This window comes from Paenibacillus sp. Y568 (assembly GCF_059445545.1).
This window is the reverse complement of the sequence record NZ_JCAIUM010000003.1, coordinates 101441-119159: the sequence shown is the minus strand read 5'-3', so window position 1 is coordinate 119159 and position 17719 is coordinate 101441. Positions and strand designations below refer to the sequence as shown.

17 protein-coding genes are annotated in these 17719 nt (G+C 41.2%); 9 read left to right on the top strand and 8 right to left on the bottom strand.

From position 1 onward, the window contains the following. Positions 1 to 58 precede the first annotated feature (58 nt). Positions 59 to 1696 (top strand): copper resistance CopC/CopD family protein, encoded by a 1638-nt coding sequence (locus tag AC1D7X_RS05675; RefSeq protein ID WP_495474828.1) that lies wholly within the window; start codon positions 59 to 61, stop codon positions 1694 to 1696. A 51-nt stretch (positions 1697 to 1747) separates the two neighbouring features. Further along, entirely contained in the window at positions 1748 to 2452 is a 705-nt protein-coding gene (locus AC1D7X_RS05670; RefSeq protein ID WP_495474827.1) for a YcnI family copper-binding membrane protein, read from the top strand. A gap of 110 nt (positions 2453 to 2562) precedes the next feature. Here AC1D7X_RS05670 and AC1D7X_RS05665 read toward each other — a convergent pair whose 3' ends face one another. Both AC1D7X_RS05665 and AC1D7X_RS05660 read right to left on the bottom strand, forming a co-directional pair. Next, positions 2563 to 2793 (bottom strand): cold-shock protein, encoded by a 231-nt coding sequence (locus AC1D7X_RS05665; protein WP_495455820.1) that lies wholly within the window; start codon positions 2791 to 2793, stop codon positions 2563 to 2565. Positions 2794 to 2949: 156 nt separating this feature from the next. Next, positions 2950 to 3150 (bottom strand): cold-shock protein, encoded by a 201-nt coding sequence (locus tag AC1D7X_RS05660; protein ID WP_036651712.1) that lies wholly within the window; start codon positions 3148 to 3150, stop codon positions 2950 to 2952. Between the two features lie 399 nt (positions 3151 to 3549). Between AC1D7X_RS05660 and AC1D7X_RS05655 the strand changes: the two genes are divergently transcribed. The 6 genes from AC1D7X_RS05655 to murG all read left to right on the top strand — a co-directional run bounded on the left by AC1D7X_RS05655 (position 3550) and on the right by murG (position 8408). Then, positions 3550 to 4278, top strand: a complete 729-nt coding sequence (locus AC1D7X_RS05655) for an amino acid ABC transporter ATP-binding protein (RefSeq protein WP_495456059.1) — start codon at positions 3550 to 3552, stop codon at positions 4276 to 4278. Positions 4279 to 4351: 73 nt separating this feature from the next. Further along, on the top strand, positions 4352 to 5113 hold the full coding sequence (locus tag AC1D7X_RS05650; protein ID WP_495456058.1) for an ABC transporter substrate-binding protein: 762 nt from the start codon (positions 4352 to 4354) through the stop codon (positions 5111 to 5113). 82 nt (positions 5114 to 5195) lie between these two features. Continuing rightward, positions 5196 to 5861, top strand: coding sequence for an amino acid ABC transporter permease (locus AC1D7X_RS05645; RefSeq protein ID WP_495455819.1), 666 nt, complete (start codon positions 5196 to 5198; stop codon positions 5859 to 5861). 33 nt (positions 5862 to 5894) lie between these two features. Next, the gene (locus AC1D7X_RS05640) at positions 5895 to 6545 is read left to right on the top strand and encodes an amino acid ABC transporter permease (protein WP_495455818.1); all 651 of its coding nucleotides are present in this window, start codon (positions 5895 to 5897) and stop codon (positions 6543 to 6545) included. Positions 6546 to 6742: 197 nt separating this feature from the next. Next, positions 6743 to 7228, top strand: a complete 486-nt coding sequence (gene infC / locus AC1D7X_RS05635; protein WP_495455817.1) for a translation initiation factor IF-3 — start codon at positions 6743 to 6745, stop codon at positions 7226 to 7228. 106 nt (positions 7229 to 7334) lie between these two features. Continuing rightward, entirely contained in the window at positions 7335 to 8408 is a 1074-nt protein-coding gene (murG, locus tag AC1D7X_RS05630; RefSeq protein ID WP_495455816.1) for an undecaprenyldiphospho-muramoylpentapeptide beta-N-acetylglucosaminyltransferase, read from the top strand. Between the two features lie 109 nt (positions 8409 to 8517). Here the strand turns inward: murG and AC1D7X_RS05625 are convergent, their stop codons facing one another. From AC1D7X_RS05625 to AC1D7X_RS05610, 4 genes are all read right to left on the bottom strand, one after another. After that, positions 8518 to 9372, bottom strand: a complete 855-nt coding sequence (locus AC1D7X_RS05625) for a YitT family protein (protein ID WP_495455815.1) — start codon at positions 9370 to 9372, stop codon at positions 8518 to 8520. 116 nt (positions 9373 to 9488) lie between these two features. Beyond that, positions 9489 to 10736 (bottom strand): cation:proton antiporter, encoded by a 1248-nt coding sequence (locus AC1D7X_RS05620; RefSeq protein ID WP_495455814.1) that lies wholly within the window; start codon positions 10734 to 10736, stop codon positions 9489 to 9491. Positions 10737 to 10740: 4 nt separating this feature from the next. Further along, entirely contained in the window at positions 10741 to 11235 is a 495-nt protein-coding gene (locus tag AC1D7X_RS05615; protein ID WP_495455813.1) for a cation:proton antiporter regulatory subunit, read from the bottom strand. A 154-nt stretch (positions 11236 to 11389) separates the two neighbouring features. Further along, on the bottom strand, positions 11390 to 11761 hold the full coding sequence (locus AC1D7X_RS05610) for a hypothetical protein (RefSeq protein ID WP_495455812.1): 372 nt from the start codon (positions 11759 to 11761) through the stop codon (positions 11390 to 11392). 355 nt (positions 11762 to 12116) lie between these two features. On the opposite strand from AC1D7X_RS05610, the gene AC1D7X_RS05605 reads away from it, so the two are divergent. Next, positions 12117 to 14051 carry an LTA synthase family protein gene (locus tag AC1D7X_RS05605; protein WP_495455811.1) on the top strand — a complete coding sequence of 645 codons (1935 nt, stop codon included), beginning with the start codon at positions 12117 to 12119 and terminating at the stop codon, positions 14049 to 14051. 131 nt (positions 14052 to 14182) lie between these two features. On the opposite strand, the gene AC1D7X_RS05600 is transcribed toward AC1D7X_RS05605, so the two are convergent. After that, positions 14183 to 16396: a DEAD/DEAH box helicase gene (locus tag AC1D7X_RS05600; protein ID WP_495474826.1), complete on the bottom strand. Its 2214-nt coding sequence runs from the start codon at positions 16394 to 16396 to the stop codon at positions 14183 to 14185. Beyond that, positions 16393 to 17712, bottom strand: a complete 1320-nt coding sequence (locus AC1D7X_RS05595; protein WP_495474825.1) for an ATP-binding protein — start codon at positions 17710 to 17712, stop codon at positions 16393 to 16395. Before AC1D7X_RS05595 ends, AC1D7X_RS05600 begins: the two co-directional genes overlap by 4 nt. Positions 17713 to 17719 lie beyond the last annotated feature (7 nt).

Below are 17719 nucleotides of genomic sequence, written 5' to 3'. Positions count from 1 at the left end.
TACATCAAGCGAGTAGGTGAAAACAGTGCACTTTTATAAAAGAGTATGGGGACTTGGTTTGGCATTAACATTGGTATGTATGTTATTTCCTTCATTTAGTTATGCACATGCATATCTTCAGCAGTCTACGCCCTCTGCGAACGATATCCTTACACAATCTCCAACAAAGATTACCCTTCAGTTCAATGAGACCATTCAGCCTGCTTTCCATTCGATTCAGGTCATGAATGCTTCAGGAGAACGAGTGGATCTAGATGACAGCTATATACCTGATCAACAACCGAAGACACTTGAAGGTAGCGTCAGACCTAATCTACCCGATGGGCTCTACACTATTTCATGGTACATCATTTCAGGAGATGGCCATCCGATTGATGGAAGTTTTTCTTTTCAAATTGGACAGTCCAGCAGCTCCATTAACGCACCGCCTGCTAGTTCTTCAGATAGATTACCTGGACTAGATCTGATTGTTACCCGATGGTTACTGTACTTAAGCATGTCTTTGTTTATCGGTATTCTCTGTTTCTACCTCTTTATGTATCGCCCAGATTCGAGCAAAAAGGGGATATCCCCCTTGTCACCACGTAGTCGTACGTTATGTTGGATATCTTACGGTGGTATAGCTACAAGCATTATCCTAAGCCTACCATTACAGGCTACCATTGATGCACGTTTACCTTGGACTAAGTTAGGGTCAACACCATGGTTCTCTCCATTGATGAATACAAACTTTGGTACGATATGGTTAATTCAGTTCATTATAGTGATTGTACTAGGTGGCTTCTTGTATATAGCTAATCGTACTTCAAAGAAACAGAGCTATGCTGGAAATATCTATTACTATATCTCATTAATCCTAGGTCTTGGCATTCTCTTAACGAAGTCATTCATTGGTCATGCAGCTGCTTCTGAATCCGAAGTATTATCTATAACGATGAACTTTCTTCACCTAACTGCTATATGTATCTGGATCGGTTCATTACTTGTAATAGCTGCTATTCTTCCAGGTGAAGCCTCACTCCCTTCTGAACCAGAGGATCGAAAGAGGACTATCTTTGGTGTCATTCGTACGTTCTCCATCTGGGGAACCGGCCTTGTGGCCATTCTTATACTTAGTGGGACGTATGCCAGTCTGAAGTATGTACCCACAATGTATTCCTTATTTAATACGTTATATGGGCAAATACTACTGACTAAATGTGGTCTTGTACTCATCATGCTAGGTTTCGCTGCCAACAACACCTTACGCGGAAGACGCAACAAACTACTGGGTAAGAGTGTATGGATTGAATTAAGTATCGGTGTGGTTACCCTTGTCCTTGCTGCAATCCTTACCAATATACCAACAGCCATGTCATCGCCAGGTCCCGTTGACCTTAGTCAAACTTTAGAGAACGGGAACACCATTTCACTACAAATTAGCCCAAATGTAATCGGTAATAATCAATTTGAAATCCATGTACAAGATCCTAGTGGCTATGACATTACTAATATTGACCAAATTAAACTTACTCTAATTAACTTAGATATGGACATGAACCCATACGAAATCCTTATTCCACATCAAGCAGATTCCAACTTTATAGCCGAAGATCTCATCAGCATGGCTGGACAGTGGAATGTTCAAGTCCATATCTTAACTTCTACACTTGATAGTTGGGATACGGAATTTAAGATCAGGGTGGGAACCAAGTAACCATCGCTTAGCAAAAGAAAATACAAATCACCATTGAAAAGAGGTATTACTTTGTTTAAAAAGTCCAAATTAACCATCCTATTCATGTCAGCCGCTACAAGCTTATTACTCTTCTCCGGCATCGCAAGTGCTCATGTATCCGTCAATCCATCCACATCTACTCCGGGAGCTTGGGAGACATATACGATTAAAGTACCGGTTGAAAAAGACATTCCCACCACGAAAGTTTCTTTAAAAATCCCGGATGTTGTAGACTTCAAGCAATATCAACCTGTACCTGATTGGCAGGTCAGTACAGAGAAAGATAGTTCAGATAAAGTCAGCTCTATTACGTGGACGGCGGTAGGGGAAGGAATCTCTGCTGGAGAATTCCAAATATTTAACTTCGTAGTCCAGAATCCCAAAGAAGATGCATCTTTAGCTTGGGACGCTTACCAATACTATAATGATGGAAGCATTGTAGAATGGACGGGAGCCGAGGACTCCGCAACCCCTCATTCTATTACCCAGATTACCACTGCACCCGCACCATTACCCTCTGAAGGTGGAGCTGTGAATAATGAAGCACATGGGGATCATGACACTTCAACAGGTACACCATCTGTAGAGAATCAGCCAACTAATACATCGGGTCATTCCGAATCAAGCGAAACTTCCCCAACCTTAAATATTGTCACTATGATCATATCTATTGTAGCTTTAATCCTTTCTGTAATTGCACTCATCATAGCCCTAAATAATCGAAGAAAACTCTAGTTCATCCTTATTACGCAAAAGAAAGAGACCGTAATCTTAAAGATTACGGTCTCTTTCTTTACATATCAGAAGGGTCACATTCACTAATGAAGTCTCCCTAGACGTATTACTTAGTCAATTTGAACGCCCTTCTTGATTGCCTTCAAGTCACCATTGGAATTGTTAAGTATAGGAAGCATCTTGGTAGCACGAACCATAGGGGCATTGCATAACCGACAAGTCGGTTCATGTTCAAACGCGAAGTTATCACGCATCCATCCCTTACAGCCCTCATCCGTACAGGACCAAATCGAAGTATTTTCCTCTGGAATTTCCTCTAACGATTTTTTGCGATAGTTCATACTCAACCTCCTTAAAAGACTTTAAAAACCAACAAGTATAGACGGATACCCAACCTAGAAAAGCGGCATCCGCAAGATAGATCATACCTTTACGTTCTAAACTTATAGTATAGAAAAAACTGCCCTTAACAGACGTTAAGGGCAGTCTTGTGTTAATTAAAGTTTTACTACGTTTTCTGCTTGTGGTCCACGGTTTCCTTCAACTACGTTGAACTGTACGCGTTGGCCTTCGTCCAAAGTTTTGAATCCGTCGCCAGTGATAGCGGAGAAGTGAACGAAAACGTCGCTTCCACCTTCAACTTCGATGAAACCGAAACCTTTGTCTGCGTTAAACCATTTTACTGTACCTGTTTGCATTTGTAATTCCTCCAAAAAATATAATTTAATGCTGATCTTTTTTTACACTTACATATAAAAAAGTTTCACACATTGAAAAGTGTTCCAATGACCTATGGTTGAATCAACTTTTCAATAAGTGAAAGTCATCAATATTTTCTAACTGAGATAAGTGTACCACACGGATATACTAAACGCAAGGCTGTGCTAAAAGCATTTGCTAAATTCAAGGTATTTTTTTTCGATATTGCATAAAAATGGCATGCGACTAACGAGGCATTCACTCTCACTCTATATATTATACCCACTTTATTCTGATTTATAACAATGTGGCATGGTATTATTTCCTTCCTCATATAATATGAAAATACACGCTTATCCTACTTTTATTTCAATTCTAATTGGCGAGGGGGCTTAACACTGATTGAATTCAAAAAGGTAAATAAGTACTTCGGGCCTTTTCACGTACTTAAGAACATTGACCTCCAGATCAAAGAAGGCGAAGTTGTGGTCATCATCGGTCCATCCGGTTCAGGAAAAAGCACCCTACTTCGATGTATTAATCGACTTGAGACGATATCAGATGGTGAATTGGTCGTCAATGAGGTTCCTCTACACGACAAGAAAATTGATATTAATTATTTCCGTCGTGATATCGGTATCGTGTTTCAACATTTCAATCTTTATCCCCATAAGAGAGTAATCGATAATATTATTCTCGCTCCTATGAAAGTTCAACGGCTTACTAAAGAAGATGCTAAGAAAACAGCCATGTCCTATCTAACTCGAGTTGGTATCGAAGATAAGGCAGACAGCTTTCCCTCCCAACTCTCTGGCGGACAACAACAACGTGTGGCTATTGCTCGCGGACTCGCGATGAATCCTAAGATCATGTTATTTGATGAACCTACCTCCGCTCTCGACCCTGAAATGATTGGTGAAGTACTCGATGTCATGCGTTCTCTAGCTCATAAGGGCATGACCATGGTTATTGTTACACATGAAATGGGATTCGCACGCGAAGTTGCAGATGTCGTTGTATTCATGGATGAAGGTCAGATTCTAGAGATTGCAACATCATCAGAGTTCTTCTCTAACCCACGTGAAGAACGCGCGCGTACTTTTCTAAGTCGTCTGATCAATCATTAATATTCTATAGAAATGAAAGGGGAACATGAAAACAATGAACAAACTAAAGAGGTCTCATTTACTTCTTATTCTCATGGTGGTGGCGGTTACCGTCGTATTGGCAGGTTGTAGTGACAAGAAAGATACTACATTAGAAGCCATTAAGGATCGTGGAAAGGTCATAGTAGGTGTTAAATATGATACGAAACTATTCGGTCTTAAGGACCCTGCAACAGGGAATGTTGAAGGCTTCGATATCGATATAGCCAAAGCTTTGGCCAAAAAGGTATTAGGTGATGAGACGAAAGTTGAGCTGAAAGAGGTCACGTCCAAGACTCGTATTCCCTTACTCCAGAATGGAGAGATTGACCTGATCATTGCCACAATGACCGTCACAGAGGAACGTAAAGAACAGGTTGATTTCAGTGATGTCTATTTTAAAGCGGGCCAGTCTCTTCTAGTTAAAAAAGGAAGTGCCATTCAAGGCTTAGATGGCCTGACAAAGGGAATCAAAGTGCTTGCGGTGAAGGGTTCCACCTCTGCCACTAACATTCGCGAGAAGGCACCTGATGCAGAAGTGCTTGAATTTGAAAATTACCAGGATGCCTTTACGGCTCTTAAAGCAGGTAAGGGTGATGCTCTTACAACAGACAATGCCATTCTGCTTGGGATGCAGAAACAAGACCCTGATTACGTACTTGTCGGTGGTACTTTTACAGATGAGCCGTACGGGATAGCTATACGTAAAGGAGATACCGCGTTTGTATCTACCGTGAACGAGTTACTGAAAGAAATGAAAGATAGCGGCAATTACGATAAGCTCTATGAGCAATGGATGGGTGTTAAACCTGAATAGCTGAACAGACTGGAGGAGTGGGCTATCCGCGCCTCTCCTCTTTTTCATATACAGGAGGAAAAGGAGGATCTAAAGAGCAGCCATGGGGAATTTCGATGTCATGCTGGTATTCGACCATTGGGATCGTTATATCGAAGGATTCATCAATACCATTCAGATTAGCATCTTTGCTCTCATTGGAAGCTTCATTCTAGGAGCGATCATTGCTATATTCCGAATTGCTCCTGTTAAACCTCTGAATTGGTTGGGTACGGCTTATGTTGAAGTCATACGAAATATCCCACTTTTGATCGTTGTATTCTTTTTCTATCTAGGATTACCTTCCCTCGGAATTGAATTAGATGGATTCGTATCCGGCACATTGGGATTGACAGTATATACGGCATCATTCATAGCAGAGGCTATACGCGCAGGAATCCAAGCTGTCCCCACAGGTCAGACAGAAGCAGCGAGAGCCACCGGTCTATCTTATATTCAAACGATGATCCATATCACACTGCCTCAAGCAATTAAAGTTGTTCTCCCTGCCATCGGTAATCAGTTCATTAATTTGGTGAAAAATTCGTCTATTCTAGCAGTCGTAGCAGGGATGGATCTCATGTATTATGCGGATCTCATCAATTCGGATACATTCTTACCCTTAACGGTGTATACATTTGTTGCACTCTTTTACTTAGTGCTCACGGTCCCACTCAGCTTCGCTGTTCTTTATATGGAGAAACGTTTTAACATTGCTGACAACAAATGATGCCTATTCCATCGGAAAGGGAGCGAGTAATGTATGGATTTTATAGGCGCGTACTCCATTCCAAATCTATCATTTATTCTAAAGGGTTTCCTGATCACCTTGGAAGTTGCCTTTATTTCAATTATTTTAAGTTTCTTATTAGGGACTCTATTGGGAACTGTGAGATATACCCGTTTCCCAGTGGTAGCACGCCTTACTGCCATAGTCGTTGATATCATACGTAATCTACCTTTACTACTCATTATTTTCTTTATGAAGATTGTACTTCCTCAAATAGGGATTAACATGTCCCCTTTCTGGTCGACCGTTGTGGGGTTAACGTTATTTGAAGGAGCCATGATCTCGGAGATTGTTAGAAGTGGATTGAATTCAATAGATAAAGGACAGATTGAAGCTGCACGATCGTCAGGACTCAGTTATATGCAGACCTTCTGGCACATTGTACTCCCTCAAGGGTTACGCCGTATGTCACCACCTATGGTTAGCCAATTCATCTCCTTGCTCAAGGATACGTCACTTGCAATCATTATTTCCCTCCCTGAGATCATGCACAATGTTCAAATTCTTGGAGGACAAAACTTCAACTATGTCATTCCAGCCCTTATACTCGCAGCTACCCTGTACTTCATTGTCAATTACACCCTTTCTATTATCGCTCGACGTCTCGAGTCAAAGATCAATTAGGAATACTGTCCGTGTCCGTGAGACTTTCCTTTTCTCTAGCATGAGAAGGATATTCCCTCGGGCTTTTCCTTATGGGATAGGACGATAGGATAAATTTATGATCTAAGCCGTATTTTCCACAGTGGAAGGTTGATATTTCTCCTCCTACACGCTAACATGGGGTCATTATCCCAAGCGAAAGTCTAGGTGTATATAACATGATCAAAAATGAAAAAATTAAAGCCTCCGAGGTTCAGCTAACTGGCGTTCACGGTGAAGACTTGGGTGTCGTCTCAACTACTGAAGCTCTATCTATGGCCAAGCAACTAAAAGTTGATCTGATCTGTACCTCTCTCTTAAGTAGCCCTCCACCCTGTAAACTAATGAAGGCTGGTGCTGCTAAACAAGAAGTTCAGCAATCCAGACCAAAGAGTGGCAAACAAGAACAGAACACCAAGGTGAAAGAAATTCGACTAACTCCTCAAATCGAAGACCATGATTACGATACGAAGAAGAATCAGGCTCATAAGCTTTTGAAATCGGGCAAAGCCGTCTTACTCGTGGTACGCATTCAAGGAAAAGAAGGCCCTAAAGCGAAGGAATTGCTAGAGCAATTACTGAAGGATCTTGTGGATGTTGGAAGTAAACAAACCGGGATACAGCTCAGCGGTAAACAAGCCATGGTTCAAGTGATTCCCTTATAAAAGATAGTTTATCTTCTATAGAAGATATCGAGATATCGTTCGTTACAAACGTCAAGTTAGAATAACTGGAGCACGTAAGTGACCAGAATAATGTGAGGTTTAACAAATGTCCAAACGTATTTTATTTACAGGTGGCGGATCAGCAGGTCATGTCACAGTTAATGTTGCTCTCATTCCAAGATTCGTGCAATCAGGATGGGATGTATCATATATAGGTTCTGTTAAAGGTATTGAGTCTGACCTCATTAAGAATATCGATTCTGTCGATTATTATGGTATTTCAACAGGCAAACTTCGACGTTATATGAGTGTCGAGAATTTCAAAGATCCTTTTCGCATCGTTAAGGGCGTATTTGAGGCTTATAATTTAATTCGCAAAATAAAACCTGATGTCGTGTTCTCTAAAGGCGGATTCGTATCCGTTCCCGTCGTCATTGGTGCCAAATTAAACAAAGTACCCATTATCATTCATGAATCGGATATCACTCCAGGTCTCGCTAATCGAATCTCTCTTCCTTTAGCTACTAACATTTGCGTAACTTTTCCTGAGACGTTAGACCATATCAAGAATGATAAGGCAACTTATGTTGGAGCTATTATTCGAGATGAACTCCGATCTGGTAATGCTTCTAATGGATTAGAATTACTTCAGTTCACTAACAATAAACCCATCATTCTAGTCATGGGAGGAAGTCTAGGTTCCAAAAAAATAAACGGTACGATTCGTAATAACCTACCTAAACTCTTGGCTCAATACCAAGTGGTACATATCTGCGGAAAAGGCCAAATTGATCCATCCATTGATCTCGATGGGTATCAACAATTTGAATATATCCATGATGAACTCCCAGATGTCATCGCTTCTGCTGACATTGTCGTGACAAGAGCAGGCTCTAACTCAATTTTTGAATTCTTAGCGCTTCACAAACCTATGCTGTTAATCCCACTATCCAGAGCAGCAAGCCGGGGAGACCAAATATTAAATGCGGAATCATTCCGAAAAGCTGGATATGCAGAAGTTCTGATGGAAGAGAATCTGACTGATGAATCCTTTATGCAATCTCTAGAGTTATTAATCTCGAGACGAGATCAAATGACAGAGACTATGACTAAACATGATCAAGCAAGTACTATAGATCAGGTTATAGAGCTGATCCAGAAAGCAGCCAATAAAAAATAATGTATCTCGCGTCACTAGTATAAGTGGCATGGAGAACTTAATAAACTGTAGATCTCACAAAAGAAGCCGAAAGCAAGGATATATCCCTGCTTTCGGCTTTTGTATACAACTATCTTCTATTACGATCAAAAAAGGTTACTCCTGTAGCATGGCTTGAAATGTTAGCTTGAGGGTCAATGGACCTGACTAAAGCTCTAAATCGTGCCTTCTCTGCCATATGAACCTTGTAGACTAACGGTTTAGCTATAACATGAGGGGTATCACATTCATTCGATATCGAGATATCCTTAAGACTTAGACTTCGTGATAACATCTGCTTAATCTCTTCATGTCGGGCACTCTGAACATACGTAGTCCTATATAAGGCAAATCCTCTGATCGTTAAGTGCACCATCTCATAAGCTAATAGGTAGGCGATAATAGAATACATCGCTTGATCCCATCCATATACAAAACCAGCGCCTGTTAGCACCATACAGTTGATCAGCATGATGATGTTATCTAATGGAACGGGCACTCCGTTTCTCCATAAAGAACGATCAGCTAGTTCAAGGGTATCCAGCGCTCCTCCATATCGGATAACTGTACCTATTCCAAGTCCCAACGATAGCCCCCCTACCATCGCGGCAGTTAAAGCATGTTCGATTAAGGCAGGAATCGGATGAAGAAAGATCGCACTCAACGAAAATACGATCAATCCCAATACCGTTAAGATGACAAACTCTTTTCGAATATGTCTATAGCTCATAACCATAAATGGCACATTCAATAAGAAAAGAAATAATCCTAGCCTCATCTCCGTTAGATGGGCAAAAATAGCGGAAACCCCTGTCATTCCACCGACAATAATCTGATTAGGAATTAAAAACAATTCTAATCCCACAGATGCTAATACACTTCCTACAACGATAAAGAATATGTGAACAAACCAGTGTTTAAAGGCAATACACTCATAAGAATGCATCGCTTCTAATGAAGCCCTAAGTAGTTTCAGTGCAAATCCTCCTCTTCTGAATATAGACTCAGCCTATAATGACAGATGGTTCGGGACAGCAATTTAGGTATGGATCTTAAAGATTGTTAAGTTCCACTTTCCTCTGGCAGCTCAGGTTTCACCTTCGTGTTATTCCTTCTCTTGGAATCTTTGAATTTAAATATATTATCCATAAAGTTATAAATATGTTTAGACTCCTTAGATAATAAGGGTCCTAGAATAGCCATAATTAATACATATAATGCTGTAAAGGATTGTAACACAGGCATAAGTCCCCCTGCTTTTCCTAAGTTAGCCATGATAATGGAGAATTCTCCCCGTCCCATAATGGTGAATCCAATATTAAATGATGCCTTGGTAGACAATCCTGCACTTCGTCCAGCTAATAACCCTGATACGAAGTTACCAATCAAAGTCAGAAGGACGGCAGCAAGTGATAACCATAACGCACCGAACATTTCCAGTGGGTTAATAGATAATCCAAAGCTAAAGAAGAAGATAGCTCCAAAAAAGTCCCTAAAGGGTAAAATAAGATGCTCAATCCGTTTCGCATGTTCTGTATCTGCGAGTACCAGTCCAAAGAGTAACGCTCCTATGGCTTCCGCCACATGAATCGTTTCTGAAAAGCCCGCTACTAGAAATAATGAACCAAATACAACAAGTACAAATATTTCATTTGAGCGAATATTGAGCAGCTTATTTAACAGTGGGACCGCCTTCCGCCCAACAATAATCATCATCAACATGAAAACGAGTGCTATGGATGCGGTCAGTAATACACCCCATACGCTTGAAGAATCACTAAGAACAATTCCAGAGAGTATGGATAAATATACGGCAAGGAATACATCTTCAAACATCGTAATTCCTAGAACCATTTCCGTTTCTGCATTAGCCGTACGTTTTAAATCCACTAGTACCTTAGCCACTATAGCACTAGATGATATCGTCGTAATTCCAGCAATAACAAGAATCTCCTCAATAGGGAATCCTGCGATCCAACCCAGAATCAGACCTAGAACAAAGTTGATCCCGATATAGATGGACCCACCCTTCACGATGGACTTACCTGACTTAATCAACCTGCCAATTGAGAATTCAATTCCTAGGTAGAATAATAGAAACAATACGCCAATCCGGCCTAAAAGATCAATGAAGGGGGCACTCTCTATGAACCTGAAATCAAAATGCCAAAAGTTCATTGCATGAGGCCCTACTGCCATTCCAATTAATATATAGAAAGGTATAACCGAAAGTCTAATCTTAGTCGCTAACAGGCCTACTGCAGCAATTAAGGCAATAGCCAGCCCTATTTCAAAAATGATATGATCCATCTATTTAACCACTTCCGTTCAGTAAAATTTGTTTGAATAATTTCTGTTGCTCACGTTCGCCCACTACAACAAGTGTAGCCTCCCCAGGAATGACGAATTCTGGACCTGGATTTACGTGTTTAGAATGATTCTTCTCAATCACAGCAATAATCATAGCTCCCGAATTCTGACGCACATCAAGTTTACCAATGGTTTGGCCAATGGCTTTATAACTGTTTTCCATTTTGTACCATTCTATAATAAGCTCATCGAATGCCATATCTACTTTCTCTAACGCCTTAGGAACGTATGTCATTCCACCTACGATCGCAGCAATGACACGTGCTTCATCATCATCCATAGAAATCATTGAGATGCTGTCATCGGGATCCTCATATTCAAAATGATACATTTCTCTTCTTCCATCATCATGGATAATGACAACCAACTTATCCCCGTTACGTGTAGTTATTTGGAATTTCTTACCAATACCTGGCAATTCTGTTTCGCGTACATTCATTATTCAAATACCTCCAATTATTCTAAATATATTTAAATAGAACGTTTACATTGTTCGTTTAAAAAGAACAGTAATCGCCTCTACTTTTCAGGGATAATATTACATGATTAAATTGTGTTATGGGAGTTATTAACATCAAAAAGGGTAAATTAAATTAGAGCACAGACAAAGTAGCTTTGCTCACGAAAGTGGAGGTGTACTTAATGGGGTCTAGAAATAAACGACGTAATAATAACATGATACAGTGTTTAAAGGGTAGCCAATATGAGGGTAACTGCAGACTTTCTAAGAGGTAAACCATAAACAATAAGGATAATAATTGAGTAGACAACATAGGCTTTAGCATGTTTGGAGCATGCTGTCGAATATGAGGTCTCATCAAGGTGATTCCTTCTTCAATAGCTCCTTGAGAACTCTTACTCTCATGTGACTGTGCTTCATTAGAAGACACAGGAAAGGAGAATGACAAGACCATAACCATGCCAAGCATCATGACGAAGCGAAATAACGGATGTATTCTGATCATAGTTCATGTCTCCTTTCGCATACTGTTACTAAAATGATAACACATTATCAAACCGATCTCAAATTGAGATGGAATAAAAAACAAGCTGACGCTCCCAGTACACTGAACTATCGGCTGTTTCCCTTGCTGTGATAGGTATTTGGACGATAAGATGTAGATTCTAAAGGAGTGTGAGAAAGCCATATTACACACCTAGAAAGACATACAAATAGAAGAAATTACAACTTTCTGACTTTGTTTTTTTTCATTTTTTACGTTACACTGAAGATTACTTTTCTTACGTCTTGTCAGGTTAAACAAGATGATAGGAAGCTGGACAACCGTCTATAATATAAATGAAAAGAAGTGAAATAAAATGTCTAGGAATCAAAAAATAAACAACCTACCCACACTGATTAGTATTACTCTACTACTAGTCGCCAAATTATGCCTTCTCCGATATTTCATTTTCGGTGAAATTACAGGGGATGGATTAGTAGCGGATACCTTATCTGTCCTTGTATTCATCTCGTTAATTGACCTTATCATGCCTACTAAAGCCAAACGTGTCGCATTTTGGAGTTTTAATGTTATTTTTTCTGTCATCCTTTTTGCTGCAACGATATATCAAGCACATTTTGGTTCAGTCCCCACCTATACAACTCTTGGAGAAATGGGACAAGTAGGACAAATTCGCTCAAGTATTCAATCTTTAATCAACCCTACTCATTTCTTATTCTTTGTAGATCTGGTCATTGGACTCTTCTTATTAGTAATCCGCTTCATCCGTCGTCGCCGTCGTCAGAATACTTATAGCTATACCATGGGTACGATGATGATGAGCTCAACTCGTTATCGTCGGGGCGGAAGAGTGAAATGGAGATGGGTCGCTGCGCTAGTTCTAATCGTAACTGTTGGTTGTTCTAGTCTTGTTATTCATCGGTCTAGTCATATTGATAACGAACTTATTCAAGCAGAGAATGTCGGATTTCTGAATTACCAAGTATCTGCTGCACTTAAGAATAGACAAGAGAATGACATGATCGCCAAAGGGAATCTTCAGGAAACGAAAGCAGATGTAAAGGCACTTCAGTCCACTTATGCTTATAAGGACAACAACACAACAACACCTGCTCATTTCGGTACTGCAAAAGGAATGAACCTCATTATTGTGCAAATGGAGGCTTTTCAGAACTTCCCAATTCATGCGAATCTTGAACAGCAGGAGATAACACCTGTACTTAACAATCTTGCAAAAGAAAGCTATTATTTCCCTTACTTTTATCAACAGATTGGTCAAGGGAATACATCCGATGCTGAATTTATGTCGAATACATCCATCTACCCAACCGGAACTGTAGCCATGTCAACGGGTTTTGGAAATAGGGAGTTGCCAAGTCTTCCACGGTTATTACATAAACAACAATATAAAACAGCAACGTTCCATATTAATGATGTCACATTCTGGAGTCGGAATTTGCTATATCCGGGGCTTGGATTCGAACAATATTATGATAAACCAGCCTATAAAAATGATCATTTCAATGATTTCGGGGCTTCAGATGAAGAGATGTACCGTGTTGGTATAGAGAAGATTAAGGAGATGTCTTCTGACAGTAAGCCTTTCTATGCACAGTTCGTAACGACATCCAGTCATGCTCCCTTTGTTATTCCTAAAGATCAACGGAAGCTAGCACTTTCAAAGGATATGGAAGGAACGCAACTAGGCAACTATTTGGAAGCTGTACATTATACAGATCATGCGCTGGGTACATTGATTGAACAATTGAAGGCGAATGGCTTGTGGGATAACACGATGCTTGTCGTATACGGTGATCATTTCGGTATTAACCCCAAGGAAACAGATGGAGCAGAGATTACTGCAAAATTAGGTGTCCCTTATGATAATCAGATTAGCCGATTCAACATCCCCTTTCTTATTCATGTTCCTAAACAAGCGAAAGGCGAGGTTGTCGAGCTTGCTGGTGGACAATTAGATATTATGCCTACTATATCTAATCTTATGGGAATATCTCTGGAAGAGAAACAGTTCACAACGTTCGGCCACGATCTTCTGAATACAGATCACAATGTGTTCGGAATGCGTTATTACTTACCTACAGGTTCTTTCTTTAATAATGATGTCTTATTCGTTCCAGGTGCTGGCTTTGATGATGGAACAGCCACGTCACTCAAAACGCTACAACCCGTTCAAGATGTGAGTGCCTACCGTAAAGATTATGATTATATTATGTCGCTAATGAAGCTCTCCGATAAATATGTTCAATTGTTACCTAAACGGACACCATAATAGTTACACAAAAAAGGCATTTAGAGGCCACATTATGATATTCAAATAAGGCAGACCGTGATGACTTGGTCTGCCTTATTTCTACACTTTTTGTGAATAAAGAATTTCTCATCTGATACTCCAGCTACTTATTAACTATTTCGATATCCTTTTCCTTCTTCACAAGTCCCTAAGTCCCTAGCTAGTCCCTTCACATCAAGGCCATCTATCGCGAAGGCACGGCGCACCAGTTCAGGTGGGACGAACTCATCATACTTTCCTAAATACGGAGCTTCATCGGGTGATAAAAGAGTGATCGGATCCTCACAGTTGGAAGACTCCGCTAGGATATGCTCAAGAAGACTTTCCGCGTTGGTCTTACCCGCTACAACCATATAATACGGTTCCATCGGGACAACAGATCGAAGTCCCAACTTATCCTTCAAGTTATTCTTAATTAGCCGCTCTAAGGTTCGGAATTGCTTGCTACCTACCCATGGCATAATGAAGAAAGAGTCCCCGCCTGCAGGTATGACCGAGCTACGTAACATTCCACTTTCCCTTACCAGGCGACGAGCTCGTTCGAGACGATTCACAGCATTAGGTGCTAAATAGGAGTATATGACGTCATCCGCCAATACTTCTCGCATCTTCTGCAAGACACGGGTATGAACATCTCCTCCCGCTCCCAGCCACAGCGTATCGACCTTCCCTCGTGAAGATTTCACATAGACGGCTTGATGTTTCGTATCGACCTCTTCTACCTTCCATAGCTTCCCTGCAAGTGTGAAACAGTAGCCCGGTGGTGGAACGGTTGTAATCGAACCAATCTCTTCCGTACCGTTATATACCACATGTTCTTCATCATCTTTAAACACAGCATAGAACCGGAAATTGTTCACGATTCGCTCACCCATCAGGCCGATGATAAGAGTACCTTCTTCTGTCCGTTGAATATGATCTGTCTGCAGTAAATAGTTCAGGAATATCTTATAGTCTTCAGGCTGAATCTGTTTAAAAGAAGGCAACGTAAGCACCGCTCTTGCGAGTTCAGCCGGCTCCGCTTCACCAAGGCTCTTCAGTGCACTCATCGTTTGATGATATAACAGACCCACTGGCATTTGGCGAACATCTAATGGTTCAACCCATTTCTCCCGCACATATAATTCGATGACAGCAATGGCCCGCAGTAGCATCCACGGCATGCGTGCAGGAAGTTGCGCTTCTTCATCCTCTTCTTCAGGACACACAAATAGCATTTCTGATGCCGCATTCCCGCGACGTCCTGATCGCCCTAATCTTTGTACGAAGCTCGAACTACTGTAAGGCGCTCCAAGTTGAACGACTCGCTCCAGTTCTCCAAGATCAATCCCTAGTTCTAGCGTCAAGGTTGCGGCAGCAACGGCAGGACCGTATCCTGTACGTAATGCTGCTTCTGCTTCTTCTCGCAACATCGCGGATATACTTCCATGATGCACGTAGAATACATCAGGTTCATGACGCTTCGAAGCAATCCGTCGAAGCTCTAACGTCATTAATTCCGCATCGGAACGGCTATTCGTAAATACTAGTGCTTTCTTATGGTGCGTATGGTCGTAAATATAGTCATGATAAGCTTGTTTCGCATATTCCAACATTTTAGCTTCTTCTTCATTACGTGCATCAGGGAACGAGAAGTGTTCTACACTCAGCTTCAGTTTCCGTCCACCTTGTGGAGATACGATCTCCGTGCGCTTGTCCGTACCTGCACTAATCCAATCCGTTGCGGAATCATAGTCACTAAGCGTTGCCGACAACCCAATTCTACGCGGTTTACAGTAGGCCATCCGCTCAATTCTAGCAAGCTGACATAACACCTGGATGCCACGGTCGGATCCCATGAAGGCATGTACTTCATCAATAATGATGTACCGAAGATCATGGAATAATGCTGGAATGGCATTCGGTCTGTTCATAAGTAGTCCTTCGAGCGATTCAGGTGTAATCTGTAGCACGCCCGAGGGCTTCTTCATGAGCTTAGTCTTCTCCGCCTGGGGAACATCTCCATGCCAATGCCATACCGGTATCCCTGCTTCTTGGAGCAACTCATTTAAGCGTTCAAACTGATCATTAATCAGCGCTTTCAGTGGACTTATATATAAGATCCCAACGGATTTAGAAGGTCGTTCGTGTAATTCTGTCAATGCGGGAAAGAAGACCGCTTCTGTCTTCCCAGAAGCCGTCCCCGAGGCAATAAGTAAGTGATTCTGTGTATCAAATAGAACACGACAGGTTTCTACTTGGGCTTCACGTAATTCATCCCATCTTTTGCGATATATAAATTCCTGAATAAACGGAGCTAATCGATAGAAGGGGTTATTACTCATAGTTCGAACTCCGCAAGAAAGTCATTCACTTCGTCTGGATCCGCCGCAGCTGGTGCCACATGTCGCTCACCTAGAAGATCCCCGAATGACTTCTCTGGATTCTGATGGAGTGTATTAAGTAAATCCATGAAGTCTCTTACAATTTCACGTGTCGTCAGTAGTTCATCTGCTCCCAATCGACCCACGGCAAGCTCCATAAATTGTACGAGTTGTGGATCACTCAGAGATGATTCGTATCCATAGTGCATCGCATGAATGTGACTAAGCTTTTGCAATAAAATTAGAATCTCTTCATGTGACAACATGTTTAAGCGAAGCATAGGACCTGTGTAATTCTTCAATCCCTCAGCCCCATACCGCCCTTCTACCAACCGTGATCGAAGTGCTTCATAGCTGAACAATCCTCGACGTGGATCTTCCACAAATTGAGGCGTTCCACCCAAGAATATCCCTAGGTGTTCTGCTTTACCTTGCATCGTATCGTTAAACATCATCAATAATTTCTCATAGTTACTTTGACGAGAGATACTATTGGTTATTTTGTACAAGTTAACCCCTTCATCAATAAACAGGAGTAGTCCTTTGTATCCGATCCGAGCTACGAATTCTGACCATAACTTCATATAGTCATACCAGTTGCTATCATCAATAATCACACTGACGTCTATCGATCTTCGTGCCTCCGTCTTTGTTGAATACTCACCACGTAGCCATCGAAGTGCAGCCTGTTTCCCATCATCGTCTGCTAGCTTATAACTGTTCCAATATGCTGCCAAAACTTTGGCGAAATCGAACCCATGCACCATGTTCTGCATCTCAGATGTGATCGCAAAAATCCGCAGTTCCACTTCCTGATTCAAAGCGAGATCATTCGGTCGGAGACCTAACTCCTTCATAGCTGCTTGTTGAATGGACGCAATCCATTTCTGCAGAATAACTTCAAGCGCTCCTCCATCGGGACGTGTTCGTGTGGAGAGATGTGTCATAAGCTCACGGTATGTCGCTAGTCCTTGACCTTTGGTTCCAACTAATCGTCGTTCAGGCGAAAGATCTGCGTCTGCCACAACAAACTCGCGATCCATAGCATAATTGCGTATCATCTGTAACAAAAAGCTTTTACCGCTACCATATCGTCCTGTAATGAGCTTGAACGTTGCTCCACCCTCAGCGACATTATCCATATCTCGTAGAATAGCTTCAATTTCATATTTACGCCCTACAGCAATATGCTCTAGTCCAATTCTGGGTACCACACCTGCCGTTAATGAATTCACAAGAGCTGTCGTCATTCTTTTGGGAATTCTCAATTCATTCATGGTTATC

What these genes read in the sequence shown, in the direction of transcription:
- AC1D7X_RS05640 (WP_495455818.1), top strand. Translation starts at nt 5,895, where the DNA reads ATGGATTTTATAGGCGCGTACTCCATTCCAAATCTATCATTTATTCTA.
- AC1D7X_RS05615 (WP_495455813.1), bottom strand. Translation starts at nt 11,235, where the DNA reads ATGAATGTACGCGAAACAGAATTGCCAGGTATTGGTAAGAAATTCCAA.
- AC1D7X_RS05605 (WP_495455811.1), top strand. Translation starts at nt 12,117, where the DNA reads ATGTCTAGGAATCAAAAAATAAACAACCTACCCACACTGATTAGTATT.
- AC1D7X_RS05660 (WP_036651712.1), bottom strand. Translation starts at nt 3,150, where the DNA reads ATGCAAACAGGTACAGTAAAATGGTTTAACGCAGACAAAGGTTTCGGT.
- AC1D7X_RS05650 (WP_495456058.1), top strand. Translation starts at nt 4,352, where the DNA reads ATGGTGGTGGCGGTTACCGTCGTATTGGCAGGTTGTAGTGACAAGAAA.
- murG (WP_495455816.1), top strand. Translation starts at nt 7,335, where the DNA reads ATGTCCAAACGTATTTTATTTACAGGTGGCGGATCAGCAGGTCATGTC.
- AC1D7X_RS05625 (WP_495455815.1), bottom strand. Translation starts at nt 9,372, where the DNA reads ATGCATTCTTATGAGTGTATTGCCTTTAAACACTGGTTTGTTCACATA.
- AC1D7X_RS05620 (WP_495455814.1), bottom strand. Translation starts at nt 10,736, where the DNA reads ATGGATCATATCATTTTTGAAATAGGGCTGGCTATTGCCTTAATTGCT.
- AC1D7X_RS05600 (WP_495474826.1), bottom strand. Translation starts at nt 16,396, where the DNA reads ATGAGTAATAACCCCTTCTATCGATTAGCTCCGTTTATTCAGGAATTT.
- AC1D7X_RS05610 (WP_495455812.1), bottom strand. Translation starts at nt 11,761, where the DNA reads ATGATCAGAATACATCCGTTATTTCGCTTCGTCATGATGCTTGGCATG.
- AC1D7X_RS05665 (WP_495455820.1), bottom strand. Translation starts at nt 2,793, where the DNA reads ATGAACTATCGCAAAAAATCGTTAGAGGAAATTCCAGAGGAAAATACT.
- AC1D7X_RS05595 (WP_495474825.1), bottom strand. Translation starts at nt 17,712, where the DNA reads ATGAATGAATTGAGAATTCCCAAAAGAATGACGACAGCTCTTGTGAAT.
- AC1D7X_RS05645 (WP_495455819.1), top strand. Translation starts at nt 5,196, where the DNA reads ATGGGGAATTTCGATGTCATGCTGGTATTCGACCATTGGGATCGTTAT.
- infC (WP_495455817.1), top strand. Translation starts at nt 6,743, where the DNA reads ATGATCAAAAATGAAAAAATTAAAGCCTCCGAGGTTCAGCTAACTGGC.